Genomic DNA, 25,188 nt, shown 5'->3' with positions numbered 1-25,188 from the left:
CCGGGCCTCGCGCCCTGGGCCCCGCGCCCCCGCGTCCCGCGCCCCCGCGGTCACAGGCCGGCGAGCAGGCCGTCCAGCGGGGCGGGTACGCGGTCGGGGTCGAGGGCCTCGACCAGGACGCGGCCGTAGCGGATCTTGCGGCCCTTCTTCGTGCCGAGGAAGCGCCGCAGCCGCTGCCGCGGGTCGCGGTCGCGCTGCGCGGGCTGGCGCAGGAAGCTCCGCAGGGGGCGCAGGTCGCCCTCCGCCCGGACCAACTCCTCCACCCGCACCACGCCGAGGGCGCGGATGAGCTCGTCCTCCAGGTCCGCCGCGCAGACGAAGAACTCCTGGTCAGCCGCACCGGCCCGCTCGAAGCCGCGGCGGTAGTAGCCGCGCTCCGCCTCGTCGCACAGCCCCGTCAGCCGCAGGCCCAGGCCCGCCGGGCCGAGCAGGCGGGCGTAGCGGCCGACGCTCATCGCCCCGCCCATCGACAGCACGCAGACGCCCTCGGCCGCCAGGTCCCGGCCGTGGCGCGCGGCGAGGGCGTCGACGGCCTCGGCGTCGCTGCGCCCTTCGAGCAGCACGACCGTCCGCACGGACAGCCGCGCGGCGAGCTCCCGTACGGAGTCACCGGCGTCACCCGCCTCACGGGCGTCGTCCCGGTCACCGGCGTCACCCGCCTCACGGGCGTCGTCCCGGACACCGGCGTCCACGGCCGCCCACGCGGTCACCGCTTCCCGGAAGGACTCCATGTCAGCCATGGGACGATCCTCCGCCATGCGCGGCCCGCGAGGCAGCCGATTTTCCCTTCGCTGCCCGACCCTGCCTTCCCCCGCTCATCGCGGGCGCCGTGACCACTCCGTCGCGGCGGTGGCGTCGCCCTCCGCGTGCCGCAGCTCCTTCTCCAGCAGCGTGAAGGACTTGGGCGCCGCACCGGGCTGCGGCTTGCCCGCCTTGTGGCCCACGACGCGGTAACCGGCGTCCTGGTAGTACGCGTTGAGGCGCGCGTTGCCGGCCAGGCAGTCCAGGCGCACCCGCGTCCGGCCCGTCGCGGCCACGCGGCGTTCCGCGGCCGCCAGGAGCAGCCGCCCCGTCCCCGGCGCGGCGGCGCCCCGGTCCACCATGAGGCGGTGCACGTACCCGGCCACGGGCGGCTGCGGCCCCCAGGCCGCCTCGTCCTCCCACCACAGCTCCCAGGCGCCCGCGACGGACCGGGCCGCCTCCGCGAGCCAGACCTCGCCGCGCGCCATGACCCGGCCGAAGTGGTCCTCGTCCAGCTCCCCCGGGCGCCATTGGCCGGTGATGCCCCGGGCGAGCATCCAGCGGGCGGCGTCGTCGCGGAGGCGGACGAGGGCGGTCAGATCGGCCTCGGTGGCAGGGCGGAAGCGCAGCTCGTTCACCCCGGGATCCTCGCACGCCCGTCCGACGGGCCGTCTGCCGTCCCCGGACGTGGGCCGGACAGCGGCTCGGGCCGAAGGCGGCCGGGCGTGCCCGACCCCGCCACCGAATTCCGGTTGACGGACCCCGCCCCGAAGCGTTCGGATGATCACCTTCGCGCACGGGTCCGTACGACGCGCGCGCGAAACCGTCACCGTCTTCGAAAAGGTGTTCATGAGCGGTCGCCCCCCGCACGCCGAGGTCTCGCACGCCGACGTCCCGCACGCCGATGTGCCGCACGCTGCCGTCCCGCACGCTGCCGTCCCACGCATCGACACGACTCTCGTACGCCGTCTCGTCGCGGCGCAGTTCCCGCACTGGGCGGACCTCCCCGTGGAGCGGGTCGGCTCCTCCAGCACGTCGAACGTCATGTACCGGCTCGGCCCCGACATGGTCGTGCGGCTGCCTCGCCGGGCGGGCTCCGCCGCCGACGTGGACAAGGAGCACCTGTGGCTGCCGCGCCTCGCCCCGTCGTTGCCGGTGGCCGTGCCCGTGCCGCTGGGCGCGGGGCGGCCGGGCGAGGGCTACCCCTGGCACTGGTCCGTCTTCCGCTGGGCCGAGGGCGAGAACCCGGTCGTGGGACGCCTCGCCGAACCGGGCGCGCTCGCCGCCGACCTGGCCGCGTTCGTCGCCGCCCTGCACGCGATCGACCCCGTCGGCGGGCCGCCCTCGTACCGTAGTGAGACCTTGAAGGAACGCGACGCCGCGACCCGTACCGCGCTCGGGGCCGTACGCGACCTCGTCGACGCGGACGCGGCGACCGCCGCCTGGGAGGAGGCCTTGGACGCCCCCGAGTGGCCCGGCCCGCCGGTGTGGATCCACGCCGACCTCCAGCCGGGGAACATCCTGCTGACCCGGGGCCGGCTGAGCGCCGTCATCGACTTCGAGTGCCTCGGCCTCGGCGACCCCGCCGTCGACCTGATCGCCTCCTGGTACGTGCTGCCCGCCGGGGCCCGGGACGCCTTCCGCGCGGCGCTGCCGCTCGACGACGCCGCCTGGGCCCGGGGGCGCGGCTGGGCGCTCTCCGTCGCGCTCCTCGAACTCGCCTCGTACCGGGAGACGAACGTGACCATGGCGACGGTGGCGCGCCACGTCGTCGGCGAGGTCCTCGCCGACGGGCCGTCCCCGGCACGCGGCGGCGGCCACGGCGGGGGAGGGGCACGTTGATCGTCTGGATCAATGGGGCGTTCGGCAGCGGCAAGACCACGCTGACGGAGGAGTTGCGCGGGCGGTGGCCCGAAGCGCTGCTGTACGACCCGGAGATGGTCGGCTTCGTGCTGCGCGAGATCGTGGAGGTGCCGACCGGCGACTTCCAGGACCTGCGGCTGTGGCGCCGCCAGGTCGCCGATCTTGCGGTCGGGCTGGTCGAGGAGTACCGCCGCCCCGTGCTCGTCCCCATGACCCTGGTCCACCCCGGGTACGTCGCGGAGGTCTTCGGCCGGGTCCGGGACGCGGGCATCGAGCTCCACCACTTCTTCCTCACGGTCTCCCGGGAGGTGTTGGAGCAGCGGATCGACGGCCGTACGCACGCCCCCGGGGACCCCGTCCGGGAGGAGCAGGTCCGGCGCTGGTGCAAGGACCGCATCGCCCCGTGCCTGGCCGCGGCCGACACGCTGCCCCCGGACACGGTGTTCCTGGACGGCGAGTCGCCCCCGCGGGACCTGGCCGAGCAGGTGCTGGCCCGGATCGGCGCGGGCGCCACCGGGTAGCACGCCCGTGCCGCGCCCCCACGGACCGGCGTGCGTGGACGCGCACCGACAGCGGGGGCGGTGCGCGGCGGACGCCGGTACCAGCGGGGCCGTCCCTATGCGGAAGCACGAACCGGTCGTCTGTCGGCTCCGGACCCGTCGGGCGGGCGCCGGTCGTCGTACGGCGACCACCGCATTCGTGCGTAGCCGCTCGGCACGTCCCACCCGCGCGGGCCACAAGCGGAACGCGGTGACCTGCGCCCCCGCGACGCCTTCCGCGTCCAGCGCGCCGGGACGCCCACCGGGGCACGCGCCGGTGGTCCCGGCACCGCGCGCCGCCACCACGGGCCTGCGGCTGACGCTCCGTTATGGACCGGTCCTCCCGGGTACCGGCTCGCATGGCCCGACGACCGTCGGGCGCACCCCGATTCAGCCCGACACAGGAGGACACGATGTCCGCTGCATCGTCAGCCGGTTACCCGGAGTCCGGCGCACCGCGGACCACGTACGCCGGGGAGCGGGTGGTCAGGGAGACGAAGCCCGCCTACAAGACCACCGAGATGATCGCCTACGTCGCCGCGGTGATCGCCACACTGATCGCGTCCGCCGTGGTGGGGGACGACGACGGCGGCACCGACCGCTTCGCGGCGGACCAGGCGTGGCTGTACGTCACGCTCCTGACGATCGGTTACATGATCAGCCGGGGCCTGGCCAAGAGCGGCATCCGCGGCCAGGGTGACGACACCCGCGGATGACACCCCCTGAGCACCGCCGTGGCCGCGCCGCGCCCGGGCGCGGCCACGGCTACGTCCGGTGCGCCCCCGGCTCGGCGGCTCGCCCTGCCTACCACTGCCGGAGGTGGTCCCGCAGGCTGCGGGCGACGTGCGCCATGAGGGCGTCGGCGCCCGGCTGGTTCCCGGCCGGGACCAGGGACTCGGTGAGGGCCGCGACGGCGAACGTCTGGCCGTCGGCGTGCTCGACGACACCGACCTCGTGCCGCAGGTTGAGCAGGGTGCCGGTCTTGGAGGACCAGGTCGTCGCGTCGGAGCTGAAGTCCGGGGTGAGCCGGTGCCGGATCAGGTTGTTGGCCATGAGCTCGCGGACGCGCGCGGCCACGTCGGGGTGGATCGCCGAGGGCGTCCACAGCGCCTGCAGCAGGTCGACGTAGGCGCGGGCGCTGCCGGTGTTGGCGCGGGTGGTGTCGAGCTGGGGCAGCCGGTGCCCGCGGCCGCTGGTGCCCGCGTCGATGGCGAGGGCGTGGGCGAGGTGGACCTGCGCGGCGGGGAAGCGCTCGGAGGGGGTGTCGATCAGCTCGCGCATGTCGTGGCGGACGGTGAAGCCGCGCAGGCCGAGGTCGTCGAGGAGGGCGGCGACCCGGGCGGGCGGGGTGAGTGCGAACAGCGCGTCGGCGGCCGCCCCGTCGCTTATGGACGTGCTCAGGTAGAGCAGGTCGTCGAGCGCGATGCGCGCGGGGTGGCGGAAGCGGCTCACCCCGGTGGGGCCGGGCGTGGTGACCCGGCCGGGCCGTACGTCCAGCGGCGTGCCCCCGTCGAGCTCGCCGCGCCGGACGCGCTCCGCCGTCGCCACCGCGAGCAGGATCTTGACCAGGGACGCGGCGGGCAACTGCGTGTCCGGCTCGATGCCGAGCTCGTCGCCCGTGTGCAGGTCCCGTACGAGAAAGCAGCCGCGCAGGCCGCCGTCGCGCAGTTCCTGCCGCAGGTCGCTCAGGAGCGCCTCGGTGTTCACGTGGTGGTTCCTCGCGGGGTCGGGGGCTGGTCGTCGTTCGGTCGCCGGGACCGGGCCGGGCCGGTGTCCGCCGTGGCCGCGCCCAGGCAGCGGGCGAGGGCGTCCCCGAGGCGTGCCCGGAGGTGCTCGGGGTTGCCGTCCGCGGCGGCGGTCAGGGCGAACCCGCGGCTGAGGGCCACCTCGCCGACGGGGCGCCAGTTCAGGCCCAGCTCGTCGGCCTGCGCGGGGGAGCACAGCAGCAGGTCGCGGGAGCTGAGGGCCTCCGCGGCGGCCGTCGTCAGGTCGTCCGCGGTGACGAGCTGCGCGGGCCGCAGGCCGAGCGCGTCCCGCAGCCGGGTCAGCGGGTCGCGGATGTGCGGTACGTCGTCCTCCGGCTGGATCCACACACGACGGACCGGTCCGGTGGCGCCGCGCCGCAGCCGCAGCGTCTCCAGGTAGACGCGGTTCACGCCCGGGTCCTGGGCCGTGGCGAGGCCGAGCGGCACCGACCACGTCGCCTCGTCGGCGGGCACGGCCAGGAGCGCGGCGCGGACCTGCTGGGCGTGGATGAGCTCCAGGCGGCGCGGCGGGGCCGCGACCCGCAGGTCGAGCGTGACGCCGTGGCCGCGCGCCTCGGCCACCAGGCGGGCCAGCGCGGCGGTGGAGCAGGTGCCGGGCACCGCGAGCCGCCACGGCTTGCGCTTGGCGGCCTGTGCCTCGTGCAGCAGGACGTCGGCGTCCTGGACGAGCCGGCGGGCCGTCGGCAGCATGTCCCGGCCGAACGGCGTGAGGACCGCCCGCCGGGAGGTCCGCTCGAACAGCGGCTCGCCGAGGTGCTCCTCCAGCGCGGCGACCCGGCGGCTGGCCACCGACTGCGACATACGGGCGGCGGCCGCCCCGACGGTGAAGCCGCCCCGCTCGCTGACGCTGACGAAGGCCCGGCACGCTCCCACGAGATCCACACCCCGCACTCTATGCGAGTTCGGCATGGAACCGCGCGGAAGCGTATTGGACCGCATGACGCCGGGCGACCAGGGTGGTGCCGGTACTGATCACCACCCGTCGGGACGGGGCCGTGCCGCTCCGTCCCCCGTGCCCCGCGTGCGGGGCGCCCTGGAGGTTTAGACCATGCGGTACACCCGTACCCGGCGCGCTGCTCTGGCCGCCCTCACCACGCTCGTCCTGGTCCCGCTCGTGGCCTGCGGCGACAACGAGACCCCCACGTCCTCCGCCAAGACCGTCACGACCACGGTCCAGGAGGCGGCCGACACGACGGGGAAGCCGTCGGTGAACGCGCCGGCGGCGTACGGCCGCGCGTTCAAGAAGCTGGAGCGCGAGTACGACGCGACGCTCGGGGTCTACGCCCTCGACACCGGCACCGGGCGCGAGGTGGCCTACCGCGACAACCGGCGCTTCGCCTACAACTCCACGTTCAAGGCCCTGGCCGCCGGAGCCGTGCTGCGCAAGTACACCCTGGCGGGCATGGACAAGGTGGTGAAGTACTCCAAGGAGGACCTGGTCGACTACTCCCCGGTGACGGAGAAGCACGTCGACACGGGGATGACCCTGCGCGAGCTGTGCGACGCCGCGGTCCGCTACAGCGACAACACCGCGGCCAACCTCCTGTTCGAGGCCCTCGGCGGCCCCAAGGGCCTCGACCGGGACCTGGAGGAGCTGGGCGACCGCGTGACCCGCGTGGAGCGGATCGAGCCCTACCTCAGCCGGTGGGTCCCGGGGGAGAAGCGGGACACGAGCACGCCCCGGGCGCTCGCGAAGGACCTGCGGGCGTACGTCCTCGGGGACGTCCTCGGCGAGCCGGAGCGCGAGCAGCTCGCGACGTGGCTGCGGACGAACACCACCGGCGACAAGGTCATCAAGGCCGGGGTGCCCAAGGACTGGGTCGTCGGCGACAAGACCGGCACCGGCAGCTACTACGGCGCCCGCAACGACATCGCCGTCGTCTGGCGGCCGAACGCCGCCCCGCTCGTCATCTCGATCCTGTCGCACCGCGCCGACAAGGACGCCACCCCCGACGACACGCTGATCGCCCGGGCCGCGTCCGTGGTCGCCGAGACGCTGCCGTAGCAGCGGGGGCCGGCGGCCGGGGGCGCGGGACCTTCGTGCCGCCTCACACCGCCGGCGCGGGACCTTCGTGACGCCTCACGCCGCCAGCGCCGCCCGTGCCGCCGCCACGGCCTGCTCGGCGTAGCCCCGGCCGAAGAGCACGGTGTGCACCAGCAGCGGGAAGAGCTGGTGCAGGGAAACACGCTCCCGCCAGCCGTCCGCCAGGGGTGCCCGCTGCCGGTAGCCGTCGAGGACGCGCTCCAGATGGGGGCAGCCGAAGAGCTGGAGCATCGCGAGGTCGGTCTCCCGGTGGCCTCCGTGGGCGGCGGGGTCGATGAGCCAGGCGTGCCCCTCCGGGTCCCACAGGACGTTGCCGTTCCACAGGTCCCCGTGCAGCCGGGCGGGCGGTTGGGCCGGGCCCGCCAGCTCGGGCAGTCGCGCGCAGACACGCTCCACCACGGCGGCTTCGGCGTGGTGGAGCGACCCGTCGTCGACCGCTTGGCGCAAATAGGGCAGCACCCGGTGCTCGGCGTACCAGCCCGGCCAGTCGTCGCCGCGGACGTTGCGCAGCGGGGCCGAGCCGATGAACGCGTCCTCGGGCCCGTCCGGCGGCGGGGCGCCGAACGCGGGCGCGCCGCAGGCGTGCAGCGCGGCCAGGTCCCGGCCGAACCGGGTGGCCGCTTCGGCGCTCGGCCGCCCGGACGCCACCCGGTCGGTCACCAGCCACGGTCCCTCCCGGCCGCGCACGGCGGGCACGCGCACCGTCCCCGTGGCGGCGAGCCAGCGCATCCCGGCCGCCTCGGCGCGCGCCGCCCCCGGCGTGTCGGCGCGCTTGACCACGACCACCGCCCCGCCGTCGAGCACGACTTCGCCGAGCGTCCCCGCCAGCGGCCGCTCGGCGGTCGCCCGCAGGCCGGTGAGGCGGCTCGCCACGGCACGCGCGCCGGTGCCCCCGCCGGCCGCAGGCCGGGCGGTCATGCGGCACCGCCGGGCCCGTGCCTCCGGGCCGACGGAGCGGACGTACGTACGGCGTGGGCGTTCAGCACGTGTGCGGGTCCTTCCCGAGCGGTCCTGCCGGATCCGGCGGACGCGCCACTGGATCCGACGGGCGCGCCACTGGATCCGGCGGACGCGCCACGCCGTCCAGTCTCGCGCCGCGACCCATGCCCCGTGCCACCGGCCCGCCCGCGCGGCCGGGCGTTCACCGGGGTACGTGGCGGCCCGCCCGTACGCGACGGCGACGTGCACGCCGGAGACGCAGGCCGTACGCCGGAGCCGGCCCCGGGCGGGGGAGGGCTGCGGCATGAGCCGGCCCGACCCCCGACGCCGTAGCGCGCCGGAGACGCAGGTGGCGCGGCTGCTCGGAGGGTCCGGTGTCCTGGTCCGGGCCCTCGCCGCCGGTGCGGCCTGACTCTGAACGGAGCAACATAGCGGGCACTCCGCGCCGGTGTCCGGTGTGATGGCTGTGTCCCATCCACGGAAAAGGAGCAACAGATGCGTATACGCACCTTTGGCGCGACGGCTCTCCTCACCTGCGTGCTGGTCCTCACGGGGGCGACGGCCGCGCACGCCGCGAATGACGGGAATGAAGAGCCGTCGAACGTGACCGTGCTCAACCTGCTCAACATCCTGAGCCTTATCGACAACAACATCACGAACTGACGACGGGTACCCCGTGCCCCCTTGGCCACAACCTCTGGGGCCGAGGGGGCCCGAGGTGGCTCCGTCGACCGGCCTGCCCTCGCCGACAGCCCACCGCCGCCTTCCCGGACGGCTGCCGAACAGGCCGACACGAACCCCGCCGACCCGACCGTGCAACGCTTCCCGCGCACCGCGTCGACGGGGCTGTGGATCCACTGTGTGACGCGGTCTACGACCTCACCGGGTGGGCATGAGGGAAGCAGGCCACGCGGGGCAGGCGCGCTGTCCTCCCGCCCGCGCAGGGGCCCAGAAGCAGGAGTTGAGCGAGCGTCGGCGGGCACCCTGCTGCTTTCGATACGTCGACGATATGCGTCGGCTCGTAGCATCGGACCATGCGTGTGTTAGTCGTCGAGGACGAGCCCTACATGGCGGAGGCCATCCGTGATGGGCTGCGCCTGGAAGCGATCGCGGCCGACATCGCCGGGGACGGTGATACGGCTCTGGAGCTGCTGAGCACCAACGCGTACGACATCGCCGTGCTCGACCGGGACATCCCCGGGCCCACCGGTGACGAGATCGCCGCGCACATCGTCGCCTCCGGCGGCGGCACGCCGATCCTCATGCTGACCGCTGCCGACCGGCTCGACGACAAGGCCACCGGGTTCGAGCTCGGTGCCGACGACTACCTCACCAAGCCCTTCGACATGCGCGAACTCGTGCTGAGGCTCAGAGCACTCGACCGCAGGCGCGCCCACAGCAGACCACCCGTGCGGGAAATCGCAGGCTTACGCGTGGATCCGTTCCGCCGCGAGGTCTACCGAGAGGGCCGCCACATCGCGCTCACCAGGAAGCAGTTCGCCGTACTCGAAGTCCTCGTCGCCGCCGAAGGCGGTGTCGTCAGCGCGGAGGAGTTGCTGGAGCGGGCGTGGGACGAGAACGCGGACCCGTTCACCAACGCCGTGCGCATCACGGTCTCGGCCCTGCGCAAACGCCTCGGCGAGCCCCAACTGATCGACACCGTGGCCGGGGTCGGTTACCGCATCGGCACAGGACCGGACGCGGACGACCGGGGCGCGGAGCGTGGATAGGCGTCAAGGGCTGAGCGTGCGTCTCAAGCTCACCCTCAGCTACGCGGGGTTCCTCGTGATCGCGGGCACCTTGCTGCTCGCCGCCGTATGGGTGTTCCTGCTGCGGGGAAGGTCCAACAGCCTGGCCGTCCCCGAGCGGGCGGACTTCGTGCGCGTCTTCACTCCCGGCAATTTCGGCCCGGTCGTCTTCGTCCCGGCGGGAATCCTGGTGCTCGCGTTCCTGCTGGTGTTCGGTCTCGTGGGCGGGTGGATCCTGGCCGGCCGGATGCTCGCCCCGCTGACGCGCATCACCGACGCCACCCGCAGGGTGGCGAACGGACCGCTCTCCTACCGGATCCGCCTGCCGGGCCGCCGGGACGAGTTCCGCGAACTCGCCGACTCCTTCGACGCCATGCTCGCGCGGCTCGAAGCCCACGTCGCCGAACAGGAGCGGTTCGCGGCCAACGCCTCCCACGAACTGCGCACACCGCTGGCGGTCACGCAGGCGCTGCTCGACGTGGCCGGCAGTGATCCGCACCACGACACCGGCCAACTCGTCGCGCGACTCCGCGCGGTCAACACCCGCGCCATCGACCTCACCGAAGCACTGCTCCTGCTCAGCCGGGCCGACCAGCGGTCCTTCACGAGGAAACACGTCGACCTGTCCCTCCTGGCGGAAGAAGCCACGGAGACGCTCCTCCCCTTGGCGGAGAAGCACGGTGTCACCATCGAGACCTCCGGCGACATGAGCACCACCACCGGCTCACAGGCGCTCCTGCTGCAGATGACCATGAACCTCCTGCACAACGCGATCGGCCACAACCTGCCCGGACAGGGCACCGTATGGGTGCGTACCGGCATCCGCACCGACACGGCCGTGCTCACGGTCGAGAACACCGGCGAGAGGCTCACCCCGGAGCTGGTCTCGACACTCACGGAGCCGTTCCAGCGCGGCTCCGAACGCCTGCACACCGGTCACGCGGGTTTCGGTCTCGGCCTGGCCATCGTCAAGAGCATCGTCCGAGCACATGACGGAGCCCTCACCCTCACTCCCCGCCCCGCCGGCGGGCTCCGCGTCACGGTGCGGCTGCCCGCCGCGCCGGCGCGTCAGTGATCACGGCCGCCTCAGCCTCGACGGGACATGTAGACGTCGAACGCCTTGTACAGCAGGCGGTGCAGCGGCAGATCCCATTCGCCGAGGTACTCCACGGCTTCGCCGCCGGTGCCGACCTTGAACTGGATCAGGCCCAGTTGCGGGTCGTTCGCGTCCACGGTGTCGGTGATGCCGCGCAGGTCGTAGACCGTGCATCCGGCGGCCAGGGCGTCAGTGACCATCCTCCACTGCACGGCGTTCGACCCGCGTACCTCCCGTTTGGCCGTGGCGGAGGCGCCGTAGCTGTACCAGGCGTGGGCTCCGACCCGGATCCAGAGGGTGGAGGCGACGAGGTCGCCTTCGTGGTGGGCGAGGTAGAGCCGGATCCGGTCCTTGTCCTCGGCAAGCAGCGCCTCGAACATGACGGGGAAGTAGCTGAACGGCCGCGGTATGAACTGATCACGTGCCGCGGTCTCGACGTAGACCCGGTAGAAGTCGGGCAGGTCCTCGACACCGCCCTGGGTCACGACGACGCCCGCTCTGGCGGCCTTCTTGATGTTGCGCCGCCAGAGCTGGTTCATCCCCTTGAGGAGCTGGTCCTCGTCCTTGCCGGCCAACGGGACCTGGAACACCCAGCGCGGCTGCCCGGCGGCGAAGCCCCCCTGTCCGTCCTTCGGCGGGCGCCAGCCCAGCCGCCGGAGCCGGCTGCTCGTCCGGGCGGCGACGTCGTTGACCGTGTCCGGCGGCGCGTCGCTCAGCCTGGTGATCCCCGGGTCGGCGATGGCGGCCTTGATCGTCGCGGCACTCCAGGTGCGGGTCACCGCCGTCGACCCGATGCGTACGGCGAAGGCGCCGGAGCGCTTCAGATGGTCCACCATCGGGTCGAGCCAGCCGCCCAGGTCGTCCGAGGCCCAGTCGATCACCGGTCCTTCGGGGAGGTACGCCAGCGACATCTTGGTCCCGGGCAGCCGCCGGTACAGCACCAGGCCCGCGCCGACCAGTCGACCGAGGTCGTCGAACCAGCCCAGCGACTCCGACCCCCACTCGCGCTTCACCGCCGCCCAGGCGGGGGTCTGCAGGAAGCTCACCGCGGGTCGCGTCGCGTTGAACGCGGTGTGCTCGCGCGCCGTGATGGTCCGTACCCGAAAAGCCACAGCCACTCCTACCTGTCGTCCATCGGCCGGTCTGCCGGCGCGTCGTGGGGTCCTGACGTGAGCTCGGCGGCGACCTCGTCGAGGCGCGCCCCGCGGGAGGCCTTGACGAGCACCACGTCGCCGGCGGTGAGCCGACCGCGCAGCCACGCGACGGCCGCGGCGTTGTCGGCCACCTCCACCGCCACTGCCTGTTCCGCGGCTCCGTCGGCGAGCGGCCGGGCGCCGACCGCGACCACCACGTCGGCCCGGGAGGCGGCGTACGCCCCGACGGCACGGTGCTCGGCCTCGTCGGCGTCGCCGAGTTCGAGCATCCGGCCGAGGACGGCGATGCGGCGCTCGCCCTCGACGGCGGCCAGCGCGTCCAGGGCGGCACGGGCCGAGTCGGGGTCGGCGTTGAAGGAGTCGTCGAGCAGCGTCGCGCCGCCGGCGAGGGTACGCAGCTCCAGGCGCCACTTCGACAGCGAGACCGTGGGCAGCGCCGCCGCGGCCGCGTCGAGGGGCACGCCGGCCGCCAGCCCCGCCGCGGCGACGGCCGCCGCGTTGAGCGCCTGGTGAGCGCCCACGAGCGGCAGCGTGACCGGAGCCCGGGCGGCGGCGGTCCGCAGGGTGAAGGACGGCCGGGCGAGCCGGTCGAGGACCACGTCGCGTACGCGGACGTCGGCGTGTTCCGCCCGGCCGAAGGTCAGCACCGGGCCGTCGGTGAGTGCGCGCATCGCGGCCACCCGGGGGTCGTCGGCGCTCAGGACCGCCGTGCCGCCGGGCGCAAGGCCCCGCACCAGCTCGCCCTTGGCCCGGGCGATGGCCTCGCGTGACCCGAGATGGCTGAGGTGGGCGCGGCCGACGTTGAGGACGACACCGATGTCGGGCGCGACCAGGCCGGTGAGTTCGGTGAGGTCGCCGATGCGGCGGACGCCCATCTCAAGGACGAGGAACCGGGTGGCCGGGGTGGTACGCAGCATGGTGAGCGGCACGCCGAGCTCGTTGTTGAGCGAGCCGGTCGTGGCGACCGTCGGCGCGGTGCTCGACACCACGGCCGCCAGCAGGTCCTTGGTGCTGGTCTTGCCGCGGGATCCGGTCACCCCGACGACGGTCAGCCCGTCGCGCAGCCGTGCCACGACGTGGGCGGCGAGCGCCTGCAAGGCGGCCCTGGCGTCCTCGACGACGACGGTCGGCAGCGCCGTGGGCCGGGAGCCGAGCACGGCCACCGCACCGGCCCGGCCTGCCTGGGCGGCGTGGTCGTGGCCGTCGGCGTGCTCGCCGGTGAAGGCGACGAAGAGGCCGCCCGGCTCGGCCCGCCGGCCGTCGAGCACGGCCGGCGCGGTCACCTTCACGGCGCCGTCGCCCTCGACCGTCCCGCCGACGACCGCGGCGATCTCACCGAGGCTGAGCGGGATCACGCGCGGACCGCCGCGCAGGGACCGGCGCTGCGCGTCGCCGACCGGCCGGCCGCCATGACGGCGATCGGGGGCGGCGGACTCACGAGGCTGTGAAGGGCAGAGGATGTGTCACGGAAAGTCATGCCCTCCAGTCAAGAGAGGGCGGTGTTGTCTGCGCGTATGCGCATTCCGATACACCGACGATAGGTGGTGGCCGGCCCACTCGGGCGCCGCCGCGGGACCGCCCGGAGCCCTGGGGGAGACACGACAACGCGGTGCGTATGCGCCGCGCCGCCGCGCCCTGTAGGGCCTGGGAATTCATCTCGCAGGTCAAGCCGGGAGCCGTCGTGGGATCGCGGCGATCGGCGCCCTATCGTCCGCGTATCGGAAAACGCATACGCGTCGGCAACACCGCGCTCTCTTGACTGGAAGGCATGAGTTCCAGCGGACCAACACGAGCGGCGGCGTGCCGCACCCGAGCGCCGGCGTCGTCCTCACGGACTGCCTCGACCACGGGCATCACGATCTATGGGTGCGAGCCGGACGAGGCCCGCCTCTTCCGGGAAATGGCGCCTCGCTTCGGCGTGGTGCCCACCATCACGAAGGCGGCGGTATCCGAAGCCAATACCGACCTGGCGGCCGGGAATCGCTGCGTCAGCATCGGCCACAAGGCGCGAGTCACCCGAGCCGCGCTCGCCGCACTGAGCCGCGCCGGTGTGGAGTACCTCTCCACACGGAGCATCGGATTCGACCACATAGACGTGGGCTACGCGGAAAGCGTCGGCATCTCCGTCGGGAACGTGACGTACTCACCCGACAGCGTCGCTGACTACACGCTGATGGTGATGCTGATGGCGGTGCGCCACGCGAAGGCCACCCTCCGTCGTGTCGACGCCCATGACTACCGGCTGAGTGAGAGACGCGGCAAGGAACTGCGCGACCTGACTGTCGGAGTGGTCGGCACGGGGCGCATCGGCACAGCGGTCATCGACCGGCTGCGAGGCTTCGGCTGCCGCGTGCTGACGTACGACAACCGCCCCACCGCCTACGACAACCGCCCGGCGGTCTACGACAACCACTCGGCGGCGTACGGCAACCGCCCCACAACCTCCGCCAACCGACCCACGACATCCGCCACTCACACACCGATCGACGAATTGTTCCAACGCAGCGACATCGTCACGCTCCACACCCCGCTCACCGCGGAGACCCGCCATCTCGTCGATCGCCGGCGTATCGAGCGGATGAAAAGCGGCGCGTTCATCGTGAACACCGCACGCGGGCCGCTCATTGACACCGAAGCCCTTCTTCCGGCGCTGGAGAGCGGCAGGTTGGGCGGTGCGGCGTTGGACGTCCTCGACGGCGAGGAAGGGATTTTCTACGCCGACTGCCGGAACAAGCCGATCGAGAACCGGACGCTGCTGCGCCTGCAGGCGCTGCCGAACGTGTTCATCAGTCCACACGTGGCCTATTACACCGACCACGCGCTGAGCGACACCGTAAGGAACAGTCTCCTCAACTGCCTCGCATTCGAAAGTGGTGGAACATGGACAAGTTGAAGATCGGCGTCGTCTTCGGGGGCTCTTCCGAAGAACACCACGTCTCCGTCAAGTCCGCCCAGGAGGTCGCGAAGAACCTCGACACCGATACGTACGAACCGTATTGGATCGGCATAACACGGTCCGGAGCCTGGCAGCTCTGCGACTTCCCCGGCGCCGACCGGGAGCACGGTGGCGCTCGGCCGGTCATGCTGTCACCCGACCGAAGCGTCCACGGACTGATCGTCCTGGAACAGGGGCGATACGAAGCGATCCGCCTGGACCTCGTGCTGCCCGTTCTGCACGGCACGCTCGGCGAAGACGGGGCGATCCAGGGCCTGTTGGAGCTCTCCGGCGTCCCCTATGTCGGCTGTGACGTCCAGAGCTCCGCCCTGTGCATGGACAAATCCCTGACCTACACCGTCGCCCGGAGCGCGGGAATCGCCACGCCGCGGTTCTGGGTGGTCACGGAGAACGAGAAGGTCGATGCCGAGCGGCTTCCCTATCCCGTCTTCGTGAAGCCGGCCCGGTCGGGCTCATCCTTCGGCGTCAGCAAAGTGGCCGGGGCGGAGGACTTGCCGAGCGCGCTGGACGCCGCACGACAGTACGACTCGAAGGTCCTGATCGAAGAGGCCGTGGTCGGGAGCGAGGTCGGCTGCGCCATTCTCGGGGACCCAAGCGCCCCGATCGCGGGCGAGGTGGACCGCGTAGCCCTCTCGCACGGGTTCTTCAGGATCCATCAGGAGGATTCGCCCGAGACCGGTTCGGAGAACTCGACGTTCGTCGTTCCCGCCGACATCGACGACGCGTCGCGTCGGCTCGTCCAGGAAAGCGCCAAGACCGTCTACCGCGTACTGGGCTGTCAGGGGCTCGCCCGTGTGGACATGTTCCTCACCGAGGGCGGCCAGGTGGTGCTCAACGAAGTCAACACCCTGCCCGGCATGACCTCCTACAGCCGCTATCCCCGGATGATGGCCGCCGCGGGACTGCCGCTCCCCGACGTGCTCGACCGGCTCGTGTCCATGACGCTGCGCCGGAAGGCACTGCCCCGGGAAAGGCGATGAATGACGACTTCGTGTACCTGGACGAACTGGTGCCGGGCATCCGTTGGGACGCCAAGTACGCCACCGGGGACAACTTCACCGGGAAACCGGTGGACGGATACCAGGCCAACCGGATAGTCGGCACCACGGCTCTGTGCACCGCCCTGGGGCGAGCGCAAGAAGAGGCCGCGGTCCTCGGCCTCGGCTTGCTCGTGTGGGACGGATACCGTCCGCAACGCGCCGTCGACTGCTTCCTGCGCTGGACGAAGCAGCCGGAGGACGGCCGGACGAAGCAGCGCCACTATCCCGGCATCGACAGGTCCGAGCTCTTGGACAGGGGCTACGTGGCTGCCAGGTCGGACCACAGTCGCGGCATCGCCGTCGACTTGACGCTCTGCGCCCTCGCCACCGGAGAAGCCCTCCCCATGGGCGGCGACCACGACCTCATGGACCCGATCTCCCATCACGGAGCAGAAGGAACGACCCCCACCGAAGCGAGGAACCGCGAACTCCTCCGCTCCATCATGGAGGGCTGCGGATTTGCTCCCTACACCTGCGAGTGGTGGCACTACACGCTGAAGAGTGAGCCCTGTGCAGATGTCTACTTCGACTTTCCCCTCACATGAGGAAACACATGGGGAAACACATGAAGAAACGCACGAAGAAACACATGGGGAAACACATGAGGGAACCCTCCCTTACGTCTCCCAGTGGGGAAGCCTGGACCGGAACGCCGATGTCGTCATGCGGCGTGCCGCGCCATCGGGTCTCGACGTCTTCCTGAGGCGCACCGATCCGTCGCACCTGCACGACTGGGCCTCCGACGGGTACCACTCGAGCGAGGAGTACCTGTTCTGGTCCCGCAAGGTCTGCGGCTTGGCATGCCTGCAGTCCCTGCTCCACGGCTGGACGGACATACGACTGCCGATGCGTGAGCTGCTCGCGCTGGCCCTCGACCGGGGCTGCTACGTGGTGGAACCCCGGGGCAACGTCAGAGGACTCATCTACAGGCCGTTCATGGCTTGGGTCAGCTCACAATTCGGGTTCACATGCCAACTGGTCGAGAACACACCGATCCAGGCGTCCGCCCGAGCGGTGCGCCCAGGGCGCGCCCTGATCGCTTCGGTGTCTCCCGAGATCCGTGACCCGGGAACCCTCGCACCGCAACGGGGAGGACACCTCGTGCTGGTGCATGCGGTCCAGGGCGGGAAGGTGCGCTTTCACGACCCGTCGGGCCACTCCCACAACGCGGTCTCCGCAGCGCTTCCCCTGCACGTATTCGAACGGTTCCACGCAGGACGGGGAATCCTGATCAGCGCGCCGTCGTGAGACCGGACGCACCGGCTCCGTGCGTCCTTGTCGCCGGTCGCCACTCGGTGGGGCGCACTGAGCCCAGCCCACGCTCCACGGACCGGCTCGACCCCGCGGTCCGGCACGGCGAACCGCCGAGTGGCCGACCCCCCGTCGCCGCCAGGGGTCCCTCGTCCGGCCCCTCCGTACGTGCGGTCCCCCCGGGCGGTCCTGACGATGAGGCCAGACAAGCCCCGCAGCCTCCTGCTGCTCGAAAACGCCGCCGCGCGCCCCGCGGCCGGTCACGCGGACGTGTGCGCCGATCGGCACAGGGAAAGCGGTGGTACGCCACGGCCGGGCGCGGCCGGGAGCGCCGGGGGAACGGGCCCCGGCCGGGCGGGTGAAGGAGGCGGCGATGGCGACAGAAGACCGGACGGGTGCGCGGACCGGCACGGTGACGACGTCCGTACCGGCGCGGCTGGACCGGCTCCCGTGGTCGCGCTGGCACTGGACGGTCGTGATCGGGCTCGGCACCGTGTGGATCCTCGACGGCCTGGAGGTCACGGTCGTCGGCAGCATCGCGAGCCGCCTGTCCGAGGAGGGCAGCGGCCTGCCCGTCAGCGCCGCGCAGGTGACGGGCATCGCCGCGGCCCTGTACGTGGCGGGCGCCTGCACGGGCGCGCTGTTCTTCGGCTGGCTCACCGACCGCTACGGCCGCAAGAAGCTCTTCCTGGTCACTCTCGCCGTCTATCTCGCGGCGACCGCGCTGACCGCGGTCTCCTTCTCGAGCTGGTGGTTCTTCGCCTTCCGCTTCCTGACGGGCTTCGGCATCGGAGGCGAGTACGCGGCCATCAACTCGGCCGTCGACGAGCTGATCCCGTCCCGCTACCGGGGCCGCGTCGACCTCGTCATCAACGGCAGCTTCTGGCTCGGCGCGGTGGGCGGTGCCCTGCTCTCGGTACTCGCCCTCGACACCGACGTCTTCGCGGCGAACGTCGGCTGGCGGCTGACCTTCGCCCTCGGCGTGGTCCTCGGCCTGGTCATCCTGCTGGTGCGCCGCAACGTGCCGGAGAGCCCCCGCTGGCTGTTCCTGCACGGACGCGGCGAGGAGGCGGAGACGCTCGTCGCGGACGTGGAGAGGCAGATCGCGGCGGAGAAGGGCGGCCCGCTCCCCGAGCCCGAGGGCGAGATCACCGTCCACACGCGCAAGAGCATCGGCTTCGGCGTCATCGCCCGCACGGTCCTGTCCACCTACCGCAAGCGTGCCGTTCTGGGCTTCTCGCTCTTCGTCGGCCAGGCCTTCCTCTACAACGCGATCACGTTCGGGTTCGGCACCATCCTCACCACGTTCTACGACGTGCCGAGCGGGTCGACGGGCTACTACTTCGCGGTGATGGCGGCCGGCAACTTCGTCGGGCCGCTGGTCCTCGGCCGCCTCTTCGACACGCTCGGCCGCCGCGTCATGATCTCCGGTACGTATCTGGCCTCCGGGGTGCTGCTCTTCCTCACCGCCTGGCTGTTCGACGGCGGGCACCTCACCGCGAAGACCCTGACCGCCTGCTGGTGCGTGGTCCTCTTCTTCGCCTCCGCCGGGGCGAGTTCGGCGTACCTGACGGTGAGCGAGATCTTCCCGATGGAGACCCGCGCGATGGCCATCGCCTTCTTCTACGCCATCGGTACGGCGGCCGGCGGCATCAGCGGCCCGCTGCTCTTCGCGAAGCTGACCGAGTCCGGCGTCGTCGCCGACACGGTGCTCGCCTTCCAGGTCGGGGCCGCCCTGATGACGCTGGCCGGACTGGTGGCGGCCGCTCTCGCCGTACGCGCCGAGCGCCGCTCCCTGGAGGACATCGCGGCACCGCTGTCGTCCGCGGCGCCTTCGGGCTCCCGGGCCTGACGGTCTGCCGGACCTGGTCCTCCTCCCTTGCCGCCCCCCGGGGCCTGAAGGCCTGCGGCCCCAAGGCGCCCCCGAACTCGCCCCGGGGGAGCGGCCCTTCAGCCGGAGGAACCCCCGCTCCCACATTCCGCGAACCGGCGTACTGAGGTTAGGCTAACCAAAGTCTGATCATGGCCCGGTGTCGATCGGGTCATGCCTGTGTATTAGGTTAGCCTTACCTAACCAACACCGGGGGTTTGCTCATGCCTGACCACATACCCAGTGCCGGCACCACACTCGCCCGAAGAACAGCCCTGGTCACCGGGGCGGGGCAGGGCATCGGGGCGGCCGTCGCGGAGGCGCTGGCCGCCGAGGGCGCCCACGTGGTGGCCACCGACCGGACCGCCGAGGGCATCACGAAGCTCGCCGCCGAGTGGGTCGGACGGCCGGACCGGCAGGGCCGACGGGACCGGCAGGACCGACGAGAACGGCAGGACCGACGAGGCCGGCAGGACCGGCAGGGCGCCGACGCGGAGGGCGCCATCACCGCCCGCGTCATGGACGTCACCGACGCGGCGTCCGTCGAGGCCGTCGTGGCGGACACCGAGGACACCCACGGCCCGCTGGACATCCTGGTCAACGTCGCCGGAATCCTGCGCCCGGGACCGGCCGCCGCACTCACCGACGCCGACTGGGCGGACACGTTCGCCGTGAACACCAGCGGCGTCTTCCACACCTCCCGCGCCGTCACGCCGCGCATGGCCGCGCGGGGCGGCGGCAGCGTCGTCACCGTCGGCTCCAACGCCGCCGGGGTGCCCCGCACCGGCATGGCCGCCTACGCCGCCTCCAAGGCCGCGGCCGCCATGTACACCAAGTGCCTCGGCCTGGAACTGGCCCGCAGCGGTGTGCGCTGCAACGTCGTCGCCCCCGGCTCGACCGACACCGCCATGCAGCGCGCCCTGTGGACCGACGACGAGGCGCCCCGGCGGGTCATCGACGGTGACCCGGCCACGTACCGCACCGGCATCCCGCTCGGCCGCATCGCGGCGCCCCGGGACATCGCGGAGGCGGTGCTCTTCCTCGTCTCGGACCGGGCCCGCCACATCACCATGCAGGAGCTCTACGTCGACGGCGGCGCCACCCTCCGCTGACGAACACCACCGCCCTGTCGGTCGCGCGGCCGCACCCCCCGTCCGGCCCGTCCGGCCCGTACCGCACAGCACACCCCCGCGTCCTCACCCCGCATCCGCACGCCCACCCGCGCCCGTGCCGCGCGCCACCCCGGCGCACGCCGACGGAGCCCGGGAGAAACGGAGTTCCCCGTGTCGACGGCACCCCGTGTCGCCACACCCGCCCCGGCCCCGGCCGGCCCCGCCGCGGCGGCCGTCCCGGACCACGCCGGCGTGGCGTCCGCCCCGGCCCACCCGGCCGTGGGAGCCGCCACCGCGCTCCTCGCCGCCTACACTCCGGGCGCCCGCTTCCTCGGCACCCCCACGCGCACGCTGCTCGGACAGGGCGTCCACAGCGAAGTGCCGCACGACGAGCGGCCGTTGGCGGCACGCGTCGCGCACACCCTGGCCGCCGCACGGGCGGCGGGTGTCGAGGCGCCCGTCGTCATCGGCGCCGTACCCTTCGACCAGGCGGCCCCGGCGGCACTGGCCGTGCCCGCCGCGGTGCGCGGCACGCCGCCATTGGCCGCCGACCCCCTCGTCGCCCTGCCCGCCGAGCCGCCCGCCCCCGCCCGGTGGCGCATCCGCCAGGTGCCCGGCCCCGAGCGCTACGGGGAGGCCGTCGCCGACGCCGTCGCCCGCATGTGGCGCGGCGAGTTCAGCAAGGTCGTCCTCGCCCGCACCCTCGAACTCGACAGTCCCGCGCCCCTGGACGTGCCGGCCATGCTCCAGCGCCTCGCCCGCCGCGACCCCGGCGGCTACACCTTCGCCCTGCCCACGGGCCCCGGGCGCACCCTGCTGGGCGCCAGCCCCGAACTCCTGGTGTCCCGCCGCGGCCGCCAGGTCGTCGCCAACCCGCTCGCGGGCTCCGTCCCGCGCAGCGACGACCTGGCCGAGGACGTACGCCGCGCGGCGGCCCTGCTGCAGTCCGCCAAGGACCTGCACGAGCACGCCGTCGTCGTCGACGCCGTGCACCAGGCGCTCGCCCCGTACTGCACGGACATGACCGTGCCCGCAACGCCCACCCTGATCCGCACGGCCGCCATGTGGCACCTGTCCACGACGGTCACCGGCACCCTCACCGATCCGCTCACCTCCGCGCTGGAACTCGCCTGCGCGCTGCACCCCACCCCGGCCGTGTGCGGCACCCCGACCGCCACCGCCCGCGAGGTCATCCGCGGGAGCGAGCCCTTCGACCGGGGCTTCTTCACCGGCATGGTCGGCTGGGGCGACGCCACCGGCGACGGCGAATGGGTCGTCACCATCCGCTGCGCCGAGGCGGAGCGCACCTCCCTGCGCCTGTACGCCGGTGCCGGGGTCGTGGCCGCGTCCGAGCCCGCGGCGGAGATCGCCGAGACCGCCGCGAAGTTCCGTACGTTCCTCACCGCCGTGGGAGCCGAGCTGTGACCACCGAGAAGCCCCTGCCGGACCCGGCCGACACCCCGCCGCACGCGACGGCGGCCGCCGCCCGGCCGCGCGGGACGGTGACCGACCCCGCCGCGCTCGCCCCCACCTGGCCCGAGGAGTTCGCCGAGCGCTACCGCGCCGCGGGCTGGTGGCGCGGCGAGACCTTCGGCGGGATGCTGCGCGAGCGGGCCGCCGCCCACCCCGACCGGGTCGCCGTCGTCGACCCCGCCACCGACCGCCGCTGGACGTACGGGGAACTCGACGCGCGCGCCGACCGCCTGGCCGCCGGGATGCTCGCCCGCGGCATCGCGCCCGGCGAGCGCGTGGTCGTCCAACTCCCGAACATCGCCGAGTTCTTCGAGGTCGTCTTCGCGCTCTTCCGCATCGGCGCGCTGCCGGTGTTCGCGCTGCCCGCGCACCGCGAGACGGAGATCGCCTACTTCTGCCGCTTCACCGAGGCCGCCGCCTACGTCGTCGCCGCCGAGCACGGGGGCTACGACTACCGCGCCCTGGCCGCGCACGTGCGCGCCGAGGTGCCGACGCTGCGGCACGTGTGGGTCGCCCAGGGGGACCCCGGGGAGTTCGAGGCCCTGGCCGACGTGGCGGCCCCGGCCCCCGCGCGCCCGGACGTACCCGGGCCCGCCCCGCACGACCTGGCCTTCCTGCAGTTGTCCGGCGGCAGCACCGGCGTCCCCAAGCTCATCCCGCGCACCCACGACGACTACCTCTACTCCCTGCGCGGCTCCAACGAGATCTGCGGCGTCGACGAGCACAGCGTCTACCTCTGCGTGCTCCCGGCCGCGCACAACTTCCCGCTGTCGTCGCCCGGCACGCTCGGCGCCCTGTACGCCGGCGCCCGGGTCGTGCTCTGCCCGCAGCCCGGCCCCGACACCGCCTTCCCGCTCATCGAGCGCGAGGGCGTGACCCTCACCGGCCTCGTCCCGCCCCTGGCCCTGCTGTGGACCAGGGCCGCGGAGACGACCTCGCACGACCTGGGCAGCCTCGACGTCCTGCTCGTCGGCGGCGCCAAGTTCAGCGAGGAGGCGGCCCGCCGGGTCCGCCCCGCCCTCGGCTGCGCGCTCCAGCAGGTCTTCGGCATGGCCGAGGGCCTGGTCAACTACACCCGCCTGGACGACCCCGAGGAGACCGTCGTCACCACCCAGGGCAGGCCCATCTCCCCGGACGACGAGATCCGCGTCGTCGACGACGCGGACGACGACCTGCCACCCGGCGCCACCGGACACCTGCTGACCCGCGGCCCGTACACCATCCGCGGCTACTGGAACGCGCCCGAGCACAACGCGCGCTCCTTCACCGCGGACGGCTTCTACCGCACCGGCGACATCGTCCGCCTCACCGACACCGGCCACCTGGTCGTCGAGGGCCGCGCCAAGGACCAGATCAACCGGGGCGGTGAGAAGATCGCCGCCGAGGAGGTCGAGAATCACCTCCTCGCCCACTCCGCCGTCCACGACGCCAACGTCGTCGGCGAACCCGACCCGTACCTCGGCGAACGCACCTGCGCGTACGTGATCCTGCGGCCGGGCGCGGAGCCGCCGACGGCCCTCGCGGTCAAGCGGTTCGTCCGCGCGCGGGGCCTCGCCGCGTACAAGGTGCCCGACCGCGTCGAGTTCGTGGACGCCTTCCCGCACACCGGGGTGGGCAAGATCTCCAAGAAGGACCTGCGCGCCGCCGCCGCCCAGCGGCCCGGCACCCCCTGACCGCGCACCCCTCACCGGGCACCCCGCGTGACCCCACCCCCGTGTCACCCCGCACCCTCCTGACGGAAAGCACCCCGCCATGGCCCTGCCCACCATCACGCCCTACCCCATGCCCGCCGCCGCGGACCTGCCCGCCAACCGCGTCGACTGGAAGGTGGACCCCGACCGCGCCGTGCTGCTCGTGCACGACCTGCAGAACTACTTCCTGTCCGCGTACGACCCCGAGGCCTCGCCGGTCACCGAACTCCTGCGCAACGTACGCGCCTTGAAGCTGCGCGCGGCCGCCCTCGGCATCCCCGTCGTCCACACCGCCCAGCCCGGCGGCCAGACCCCCGCCGAACGCGGCCTCCAGCAGGACTTCTGGGGGCCGGGCCTGCCCGCGGACCCGCACGCGGCGGCCATCGCCGACGCCGTGGCGCCCGGGCCGGACGGCCGGGTCCTCACCAAGTGGAAGTACAGCGGGTTCGTCCGCACGTCGCTGGAGCGCGACCTCCGCGACCAGGGCCGCGACCAGCTCGTCGTCACCGGCGTCTACGCCCACATCGGCGTCCTGATGACGGCCTGCGACGCCTGGATGCGCGACATCCAGGCCTTCGTGGTGGCCGACGCCGTCGCCGACTTCTCCGCCGCCGACCATGCCATGGCCCTGCGCTGGGCCGCGGGCCGCTGCGCCGTGGTCACCACCACCGACACCGTCCTGGACGGCGTCTGACCTCGAACGACGGTACGGCCGTCCGGTGGCGCCGCCCACCGGACGGCGTGGGCCCGGCCCGCCGAACGGCGCCTCGCCGCAGGGGAGTTCACGGCGGCCGGATTGGTCTAAACCCTTGACTGGTATAGACCAAGGCTGTTGACTGCGCCCAGTCCGACTCGGCCCCCACCGTGGCTCGTCGCCGCACCGAGGAGTGAAGAGATTGAACGAGCGCAAGTCCTCAGGACGCGTCACCGCCCGTATCCGCGCCCGCGCCCGGCGGCTGCGGCCGTGGCTCGCCGCCTCGGCGGCCTCCGGGGCGGCGGCCCTCGTGGCCGTCCTGCTCCCCGTGTCCCCGGCGACGGCCGCCCCGGCCGCCGCGCCCGCCTGCGCCACGGCCTGGAACTCCGGAGCGGTCTACACCGGTGGCTCCACCGTGTCGCACGGCAACCACAACTGGCAGGCCAAGTGGTGGACGCGGGGCGAGACGCCCGGCACCACCGGACAGTGGGGCGTCTGGGTGGACAAGGGCGAGTGCGGCACCGGGAGCGGCAACCCCGACCCCAGCGGCTTCATCGTGAGCCAGGCCCAGTTCGAGCAGATGTTCCCGAACCGCAAGCCGTTCTACACGTACCAGGGCCTCGTCGACGCGCTGAAGGCGTACCCCGAGTTCACGAAGACCGGCAGCGAAGAGGTGCGCAAGCGCGAGGCCGCCGCCTTCCTCGCCAACGTCAGCCACGAGACCGGCGGGCTCGTCCACGTCGTCGAGCAGAACCAGGCCAACTACCCGCACTACTGCGACAAGACCCAGCCCTACGGCTGCCCCGCGGGCAACGACGCCTACTACGGGCGCGGCCCCATCCAGTTGAGCTGGAACTTCAACTACAAGGCCGCGGGTGACGCGCTCGGCATCGACCTCCTGAACAACCCGTGGCTGGTCGAGCGGGACCCGTCCGTCGCCTGGCAGACCGGCCTGTGGTACTGGAACACGCAGAAGGGCCCGGGCACCGTGACGGGCCACCAGGCCATCGTCGACGGCCACGGCTTCGGCGAGTCGATCCGCAGCATCAACGGCACCCTGGAGTGCAACGGCGGCAACCCCGCCCAGGTGCAGAGCCGGATCAACCGCTTCAAGGAGTTCACGCAGATCCTCGGCACCACCCCCGGTGACAAGCTGAGCTGCTGACCCGCCACCGAGCCGCCGGACCCGGCCCGTACGGGACCGGACCCGG

Annotated in this window: 24 protein-coding genes; 17 read left to right on the top strand and 7 right to left on the bottom strand. The window is 72.9% G+C overall.

Annotated features, from left to right (window positions below; all coding sequences use genetic code 11):
• Window positions 1-50: 50 nt before the first annotated feature.
• Together IE330_RS04210 and IE330_RS04205 are read right to left on the bottom strand one after the other, a co-directional pair.
• The gene (locus IE330_RS04210; RefSeq protein WP_190134464.1) at window positions 51-740 is read right to left on the bottom strand and encodes a TOPRIM nucleotidyl transferase/hydrolase domain-containing protein; all 690 of its coding nucleotides are present in this window, start codon (window positions 738-740) and stop codon (window positions 51-53) included.
• 75 nt (window positions 741-815) lie between these two features.
• Window positions 816-1,379 carry a GNAT family N-acetyltransferase gene (locus IE330_RS04205; RefSeq protein WP_190134463.1) on the bottom strand — a complete coding sequence of 188 codons (564 nt, stop codon included), beginning with the start codon at window positions 1,377-1,379 and terminating at the stop codon, window positions 816-818.
• 211 nt (window positions 1,380-1,590) lie between these two features.
• On the opposite strand from IE330_RS04205, the gene IE330_RS04200 reads away from it, so the two are divergent.
• The 3 genes from IE330_RS04200 to IE330_RS04190 all read left to right on the top strand — a co-directional run bounded on the left by IE330_RS04200 (window position 1,591) and on the right by IE330_RS04190 (window position 3,859).
• Entirely contained in the window at window positions 1,591-2,583 is a 993-nt protein-coding gene (locus tag IE330_RS04200; RefSeq protein WP_190134462.1) for an aminoglycoside phosphotransferase family protein, read from the top strand.
• Window positions 2,580-3,125, top strand: a complete 546-nt coding sequence (locus IE330_RS04195; RefSeq protein WP_190134461.1) for a P-loop nucleotide/nucleoside kinase family protein — start codon at window positions 2,580-2,582, stop codon at window positions 3,123-3,125. Before IE330_RS04200 ends, IE330_RS04195 begins: the two co-directional genes overlap by 4 nt.
• A gap of 431 nt (window positions 3,126-3,556) precedes the next feature.
• On the top strand, window positions 3,557-3,859 hold the full coding sequence (locus IE330_RS04190; RefSeq protein WP_190134460.1) for a hypothetical protein: 303 nt from the start codon (window positions 3,557-3,559) through the stop codon (window positions 3,857-3,859).
• An 88-nt stretch (window positions 3,860-3,947) separates the two neighbouring features.
• On the opposite strand, the gene IE330_RS04185 is transcribed toward IE330_RS04190, so the two are convergent.
• Window positions 3,948-4,850 (bottom strand): serine hydrolase, encoded by a 903-nt coding sequence (locus tag IE330_RS04185; RefSeq protein ID WP_190134459.1) that lies wholly within the window; start codon window positions 4,848-4,850, stop codon window positions 3,948-3,950.
• A complete protein-coding gene (locus IE330_RS04180) occupies window positions 4,847-5,791 on the bottom strand; it encodes a LysR family transcriptional regulator (protein ID WP_229925370.1) in 945 nt (314 codons plus the stop codon). Before IE330_RS04180 ends, IE330_RS04185 begins: the two co-directional genes overlap by 4 nt.
• Window positions 5,792-5,957: 166 nt before the next feature.
• Between IE330_RS04180 and bla the strand changes: the two genes are divergently transcribed.
• On the top strand, window positions 5,958-6,914 hold the full coding sequence (gene bla, locus IE330_RS04175; RefSeq protein WP_190134457.1) for a class A beta-lactamase: 957 nt from the start codon (window positions 5,958-5,960) through the stop codon (window positions 6,912-6,914).
• 75 nt (window positions 6,915-6,989) lie between these two features.
• Here the strand turns inward: bla and IE330_RS04170 are convergent, their stop codons facing one another.
• Window positions 6,990-7,871 (bottom strand): fructosamine kinase family protein, encoded by an 882-nt coding sequence (locus IE330_RS04170; protein WP_190134456.1) that lies wholly within the window; start codon window positions 7,869-7,871, stop codon window positions 6,990-6,992.
• A gap of 516 nt (window positions 7,872-8,387) precedes the next feature.
• On the opposite strand from IE330_RS04170, the gene IE330_RS04165 reads away from it, so the two are divergent.
• From IE330_RS04165 to IE330_RS04155, 3 genes are all read left to right on the top strand, one after another.
• Complete coding sequence (locus IE330_RS04165; RefSeq protein ID WP_190134455.1) at window positions 8,388-8,555, top strand: hypothetical protein; 168 nt, start codon at window positions 8,388-8,390, stop codon at window positions 8,553-8,555.
• Between the two features lie 371 nt (window positions 8,556-8,926).
• Window positions 8,927-9,622 (top strand): response regulator transcription factor, encoded by a 696-nt coding sequence (locus tag IE330_RS04160; protein WP_190134454.1) that lies wholly within the window; start codon window positions 8,927-8,929, stop codon window positions 9,620-9,622.
• The gene (locus IE330_RS04155) at window positions 9,615-10,715 is read left to right on the top strand and encodes a sensor histidine kinase (RefSeq protein WP_190134453.1); all 1,101 of its coding nucleotides are present in this window, start codon (window positions 9,615-9,617) and stop codon (window positions 10,713-10,715) included. Before IE330_RS04160 ends, IE330_RS04155 begins: the two co-directional genes overlap by 8 nt.
• Before the next feature lie 11 nt (window positions 10,716-10,726).
• On the opposite strand, the gene IE330_RS04150 is transcribed toward IE330_RS04155, so the two are convergent.
• On the bottom strand, window positions 10,727-11,848 hold the full coding sequence (locus IE330_RS04150; protein WP_190134452.1) for a lipid II:glycine glycyltransferase FemX: 1,122 nt from the start codon (window positions 11,846-11,848) through the stop codon (window positions 10,727-10,729).
• 8 nt (window positions 11,849-11,856) lie between these two features.
• Entirely contained in the window at window positions 11,857-13,245 is a 1,389-nt protein-coding gene (locus tag IE330_RS04145) for a UDP-N-acetylmuramoyl-tripeptide--D-alanyl-D-alanine ligase (protein ID WP_190134451.1), read from the bottom strand.
• A gap of 413 nt (window positions 13,246-13,658) precedes the next feature.
• Here IE330_RS04145 and IE330_RS04140 point away from each other — a divergent pair, with 413 nt between their 5' ends.
• The 10 genes from IE330_RS04140 (at window position 13,659) to IE330_RS04095 (ending at window position 25,142) form a co-directional block, all read left to right on the top strand.
• Window positions 13,659-14,783 (top strand): D-isomer specific 2-hydroxyacid dehydrogenase family protein, encoded by a 1,125-nt coding sequence (locus IE330_RS04140; protein ID WP_190134450.1) that lies wholly within the window; start codon window positions 13,659-13,661, stop codon window positions 14,781-14,783.
• A complete protein-coding gene (vanA, locus tag IE330_RS04135) occupies window positions 14,771-15,826 on the top strand; it encodes a D-alanine--(R)-lactate ligase (RefSeq protein ID WP_190134449.1) in 1,056 nt (351 codons plus the stop codon). Before IE330_RS04140 ends, vanA begins: the two co-directional genes overlap by 13 nt.
• Window positions 15,823-16,431 carry a D-Ala-D-Ala dipeptidase VanX gene (vanX, locus tag IE330_RS04130; protein WP_190134448.1) on the top strand — a complete coding sequence of 203 codons (609 nt, stop codon included), beginning with the start codon at window positions 15,823-15,825 and terminating at the stop codon, window positions 16,429-16,431. Before vanA ends, vanX begins: the two co-directional genes overlap by 4 nt.
• Before the next feature lie 118 nt (window positions 16,432-16,549).
• On the top strand, window positions 16,550-17,134 hold the full coding sequence (locus tag IE330_RS04125; RefSeq protein ID WP_190134447.1) for a hypothetical protein: 585 nt from the start codon (window positions 16,550-16,552) through the stop codon (window positions 17,132-17,134).
• Between the two features lie 376 nt (window positions 17,135-17,510).
• A complete protein-coding gene (locus IE330_RS04120) occupies window positions 17,511-18,989 on the top strand; it encodes an MFS transporter (RefSeq protein WP_190134446.1) in 1,479 nt (492 codons plus the stop codon).
• Window positions 18,990-19,231: 242 nt separating this feature from the next.
• Window positions 19,232-20,119, top strand: a complete 888-nt coding sequence (locus IE330_RS04115; protein ID WP_190134445.1) for a 2,3-dihydro-2,3-dihydroxybenzoate dehydrogenase — start codon at window positions 19,232-19,234, stop codon at window positions 20,117-20,119.
• Between the two features lie 252 nt (window positions 20,120-20,371).
• Window positions 20,372-21,544: an isochorismate synthase DhbC gene (dhbC, locus tag IE330_RS04110; RefSeq protein WP_373314561.1), complete on the top strand. Its 1,173-nt coding sequence runs from the start codon at window positions 20,372-20,374 to the stop codon at window positions 21,542-21,544.
• 77 nt (window positions 21,545-21,621) lie between these two features.
• Entirely contained in the window at window positions 21,622-23,265 is a 1,644-nt protein-coding gene (locus IE330_RS04105) for a (2,3-dihydroxybenzoyl)adenylate synthase (protein ID WP_190134506.1), read from the top strand.
• A 79-nt stretch (window positions 23,266-23,344) separates the two neighbouring features.
• The gene (locus IE330_RS04100; RefSeq protein WP_190134443.1) at window positions 23,345-23,977 is read left to right on the top strand and encodes an isochorismatase family protein; all 633 of its coding nucleotides are present in this window, start codon (window positions 23,345-23,347) and stop codon (window positions 23,975-23,977) included.
• A 262-nt stretch (window positions 23,978-24,239) separates the two neighbouring features.
• Window positions 24,240-25,142: a glycoside hydrolase family 19 protein gene (locus tag IE330_RS04095; protein ID WP_190134505.1), complete on the top strand. Its 903-nt coding sequence runs from the start codon at window positions 24,240-24,242 to the stop codon at window positions 25,140-25,142.
• Window positions 25,143-25,188 lie beyond the last annotated feature (46 nt).

The organism is Streptomyces longispororuber (assembly GCF_014656095.1).
In the GTDB taxonomy this organism is placed as follows: domain Bacteria; phylum Actinomycetota; class Actinomycetes; order Streptomycetales; family Streptomycetaceae; genus Streptomyces; species Streptomyces longispororuber.
The sequence above is the reverse complement of the archived record's forward strand: the minus strand, read 5'-3'. Positions and strand labels throughout refer to the sequence as shown.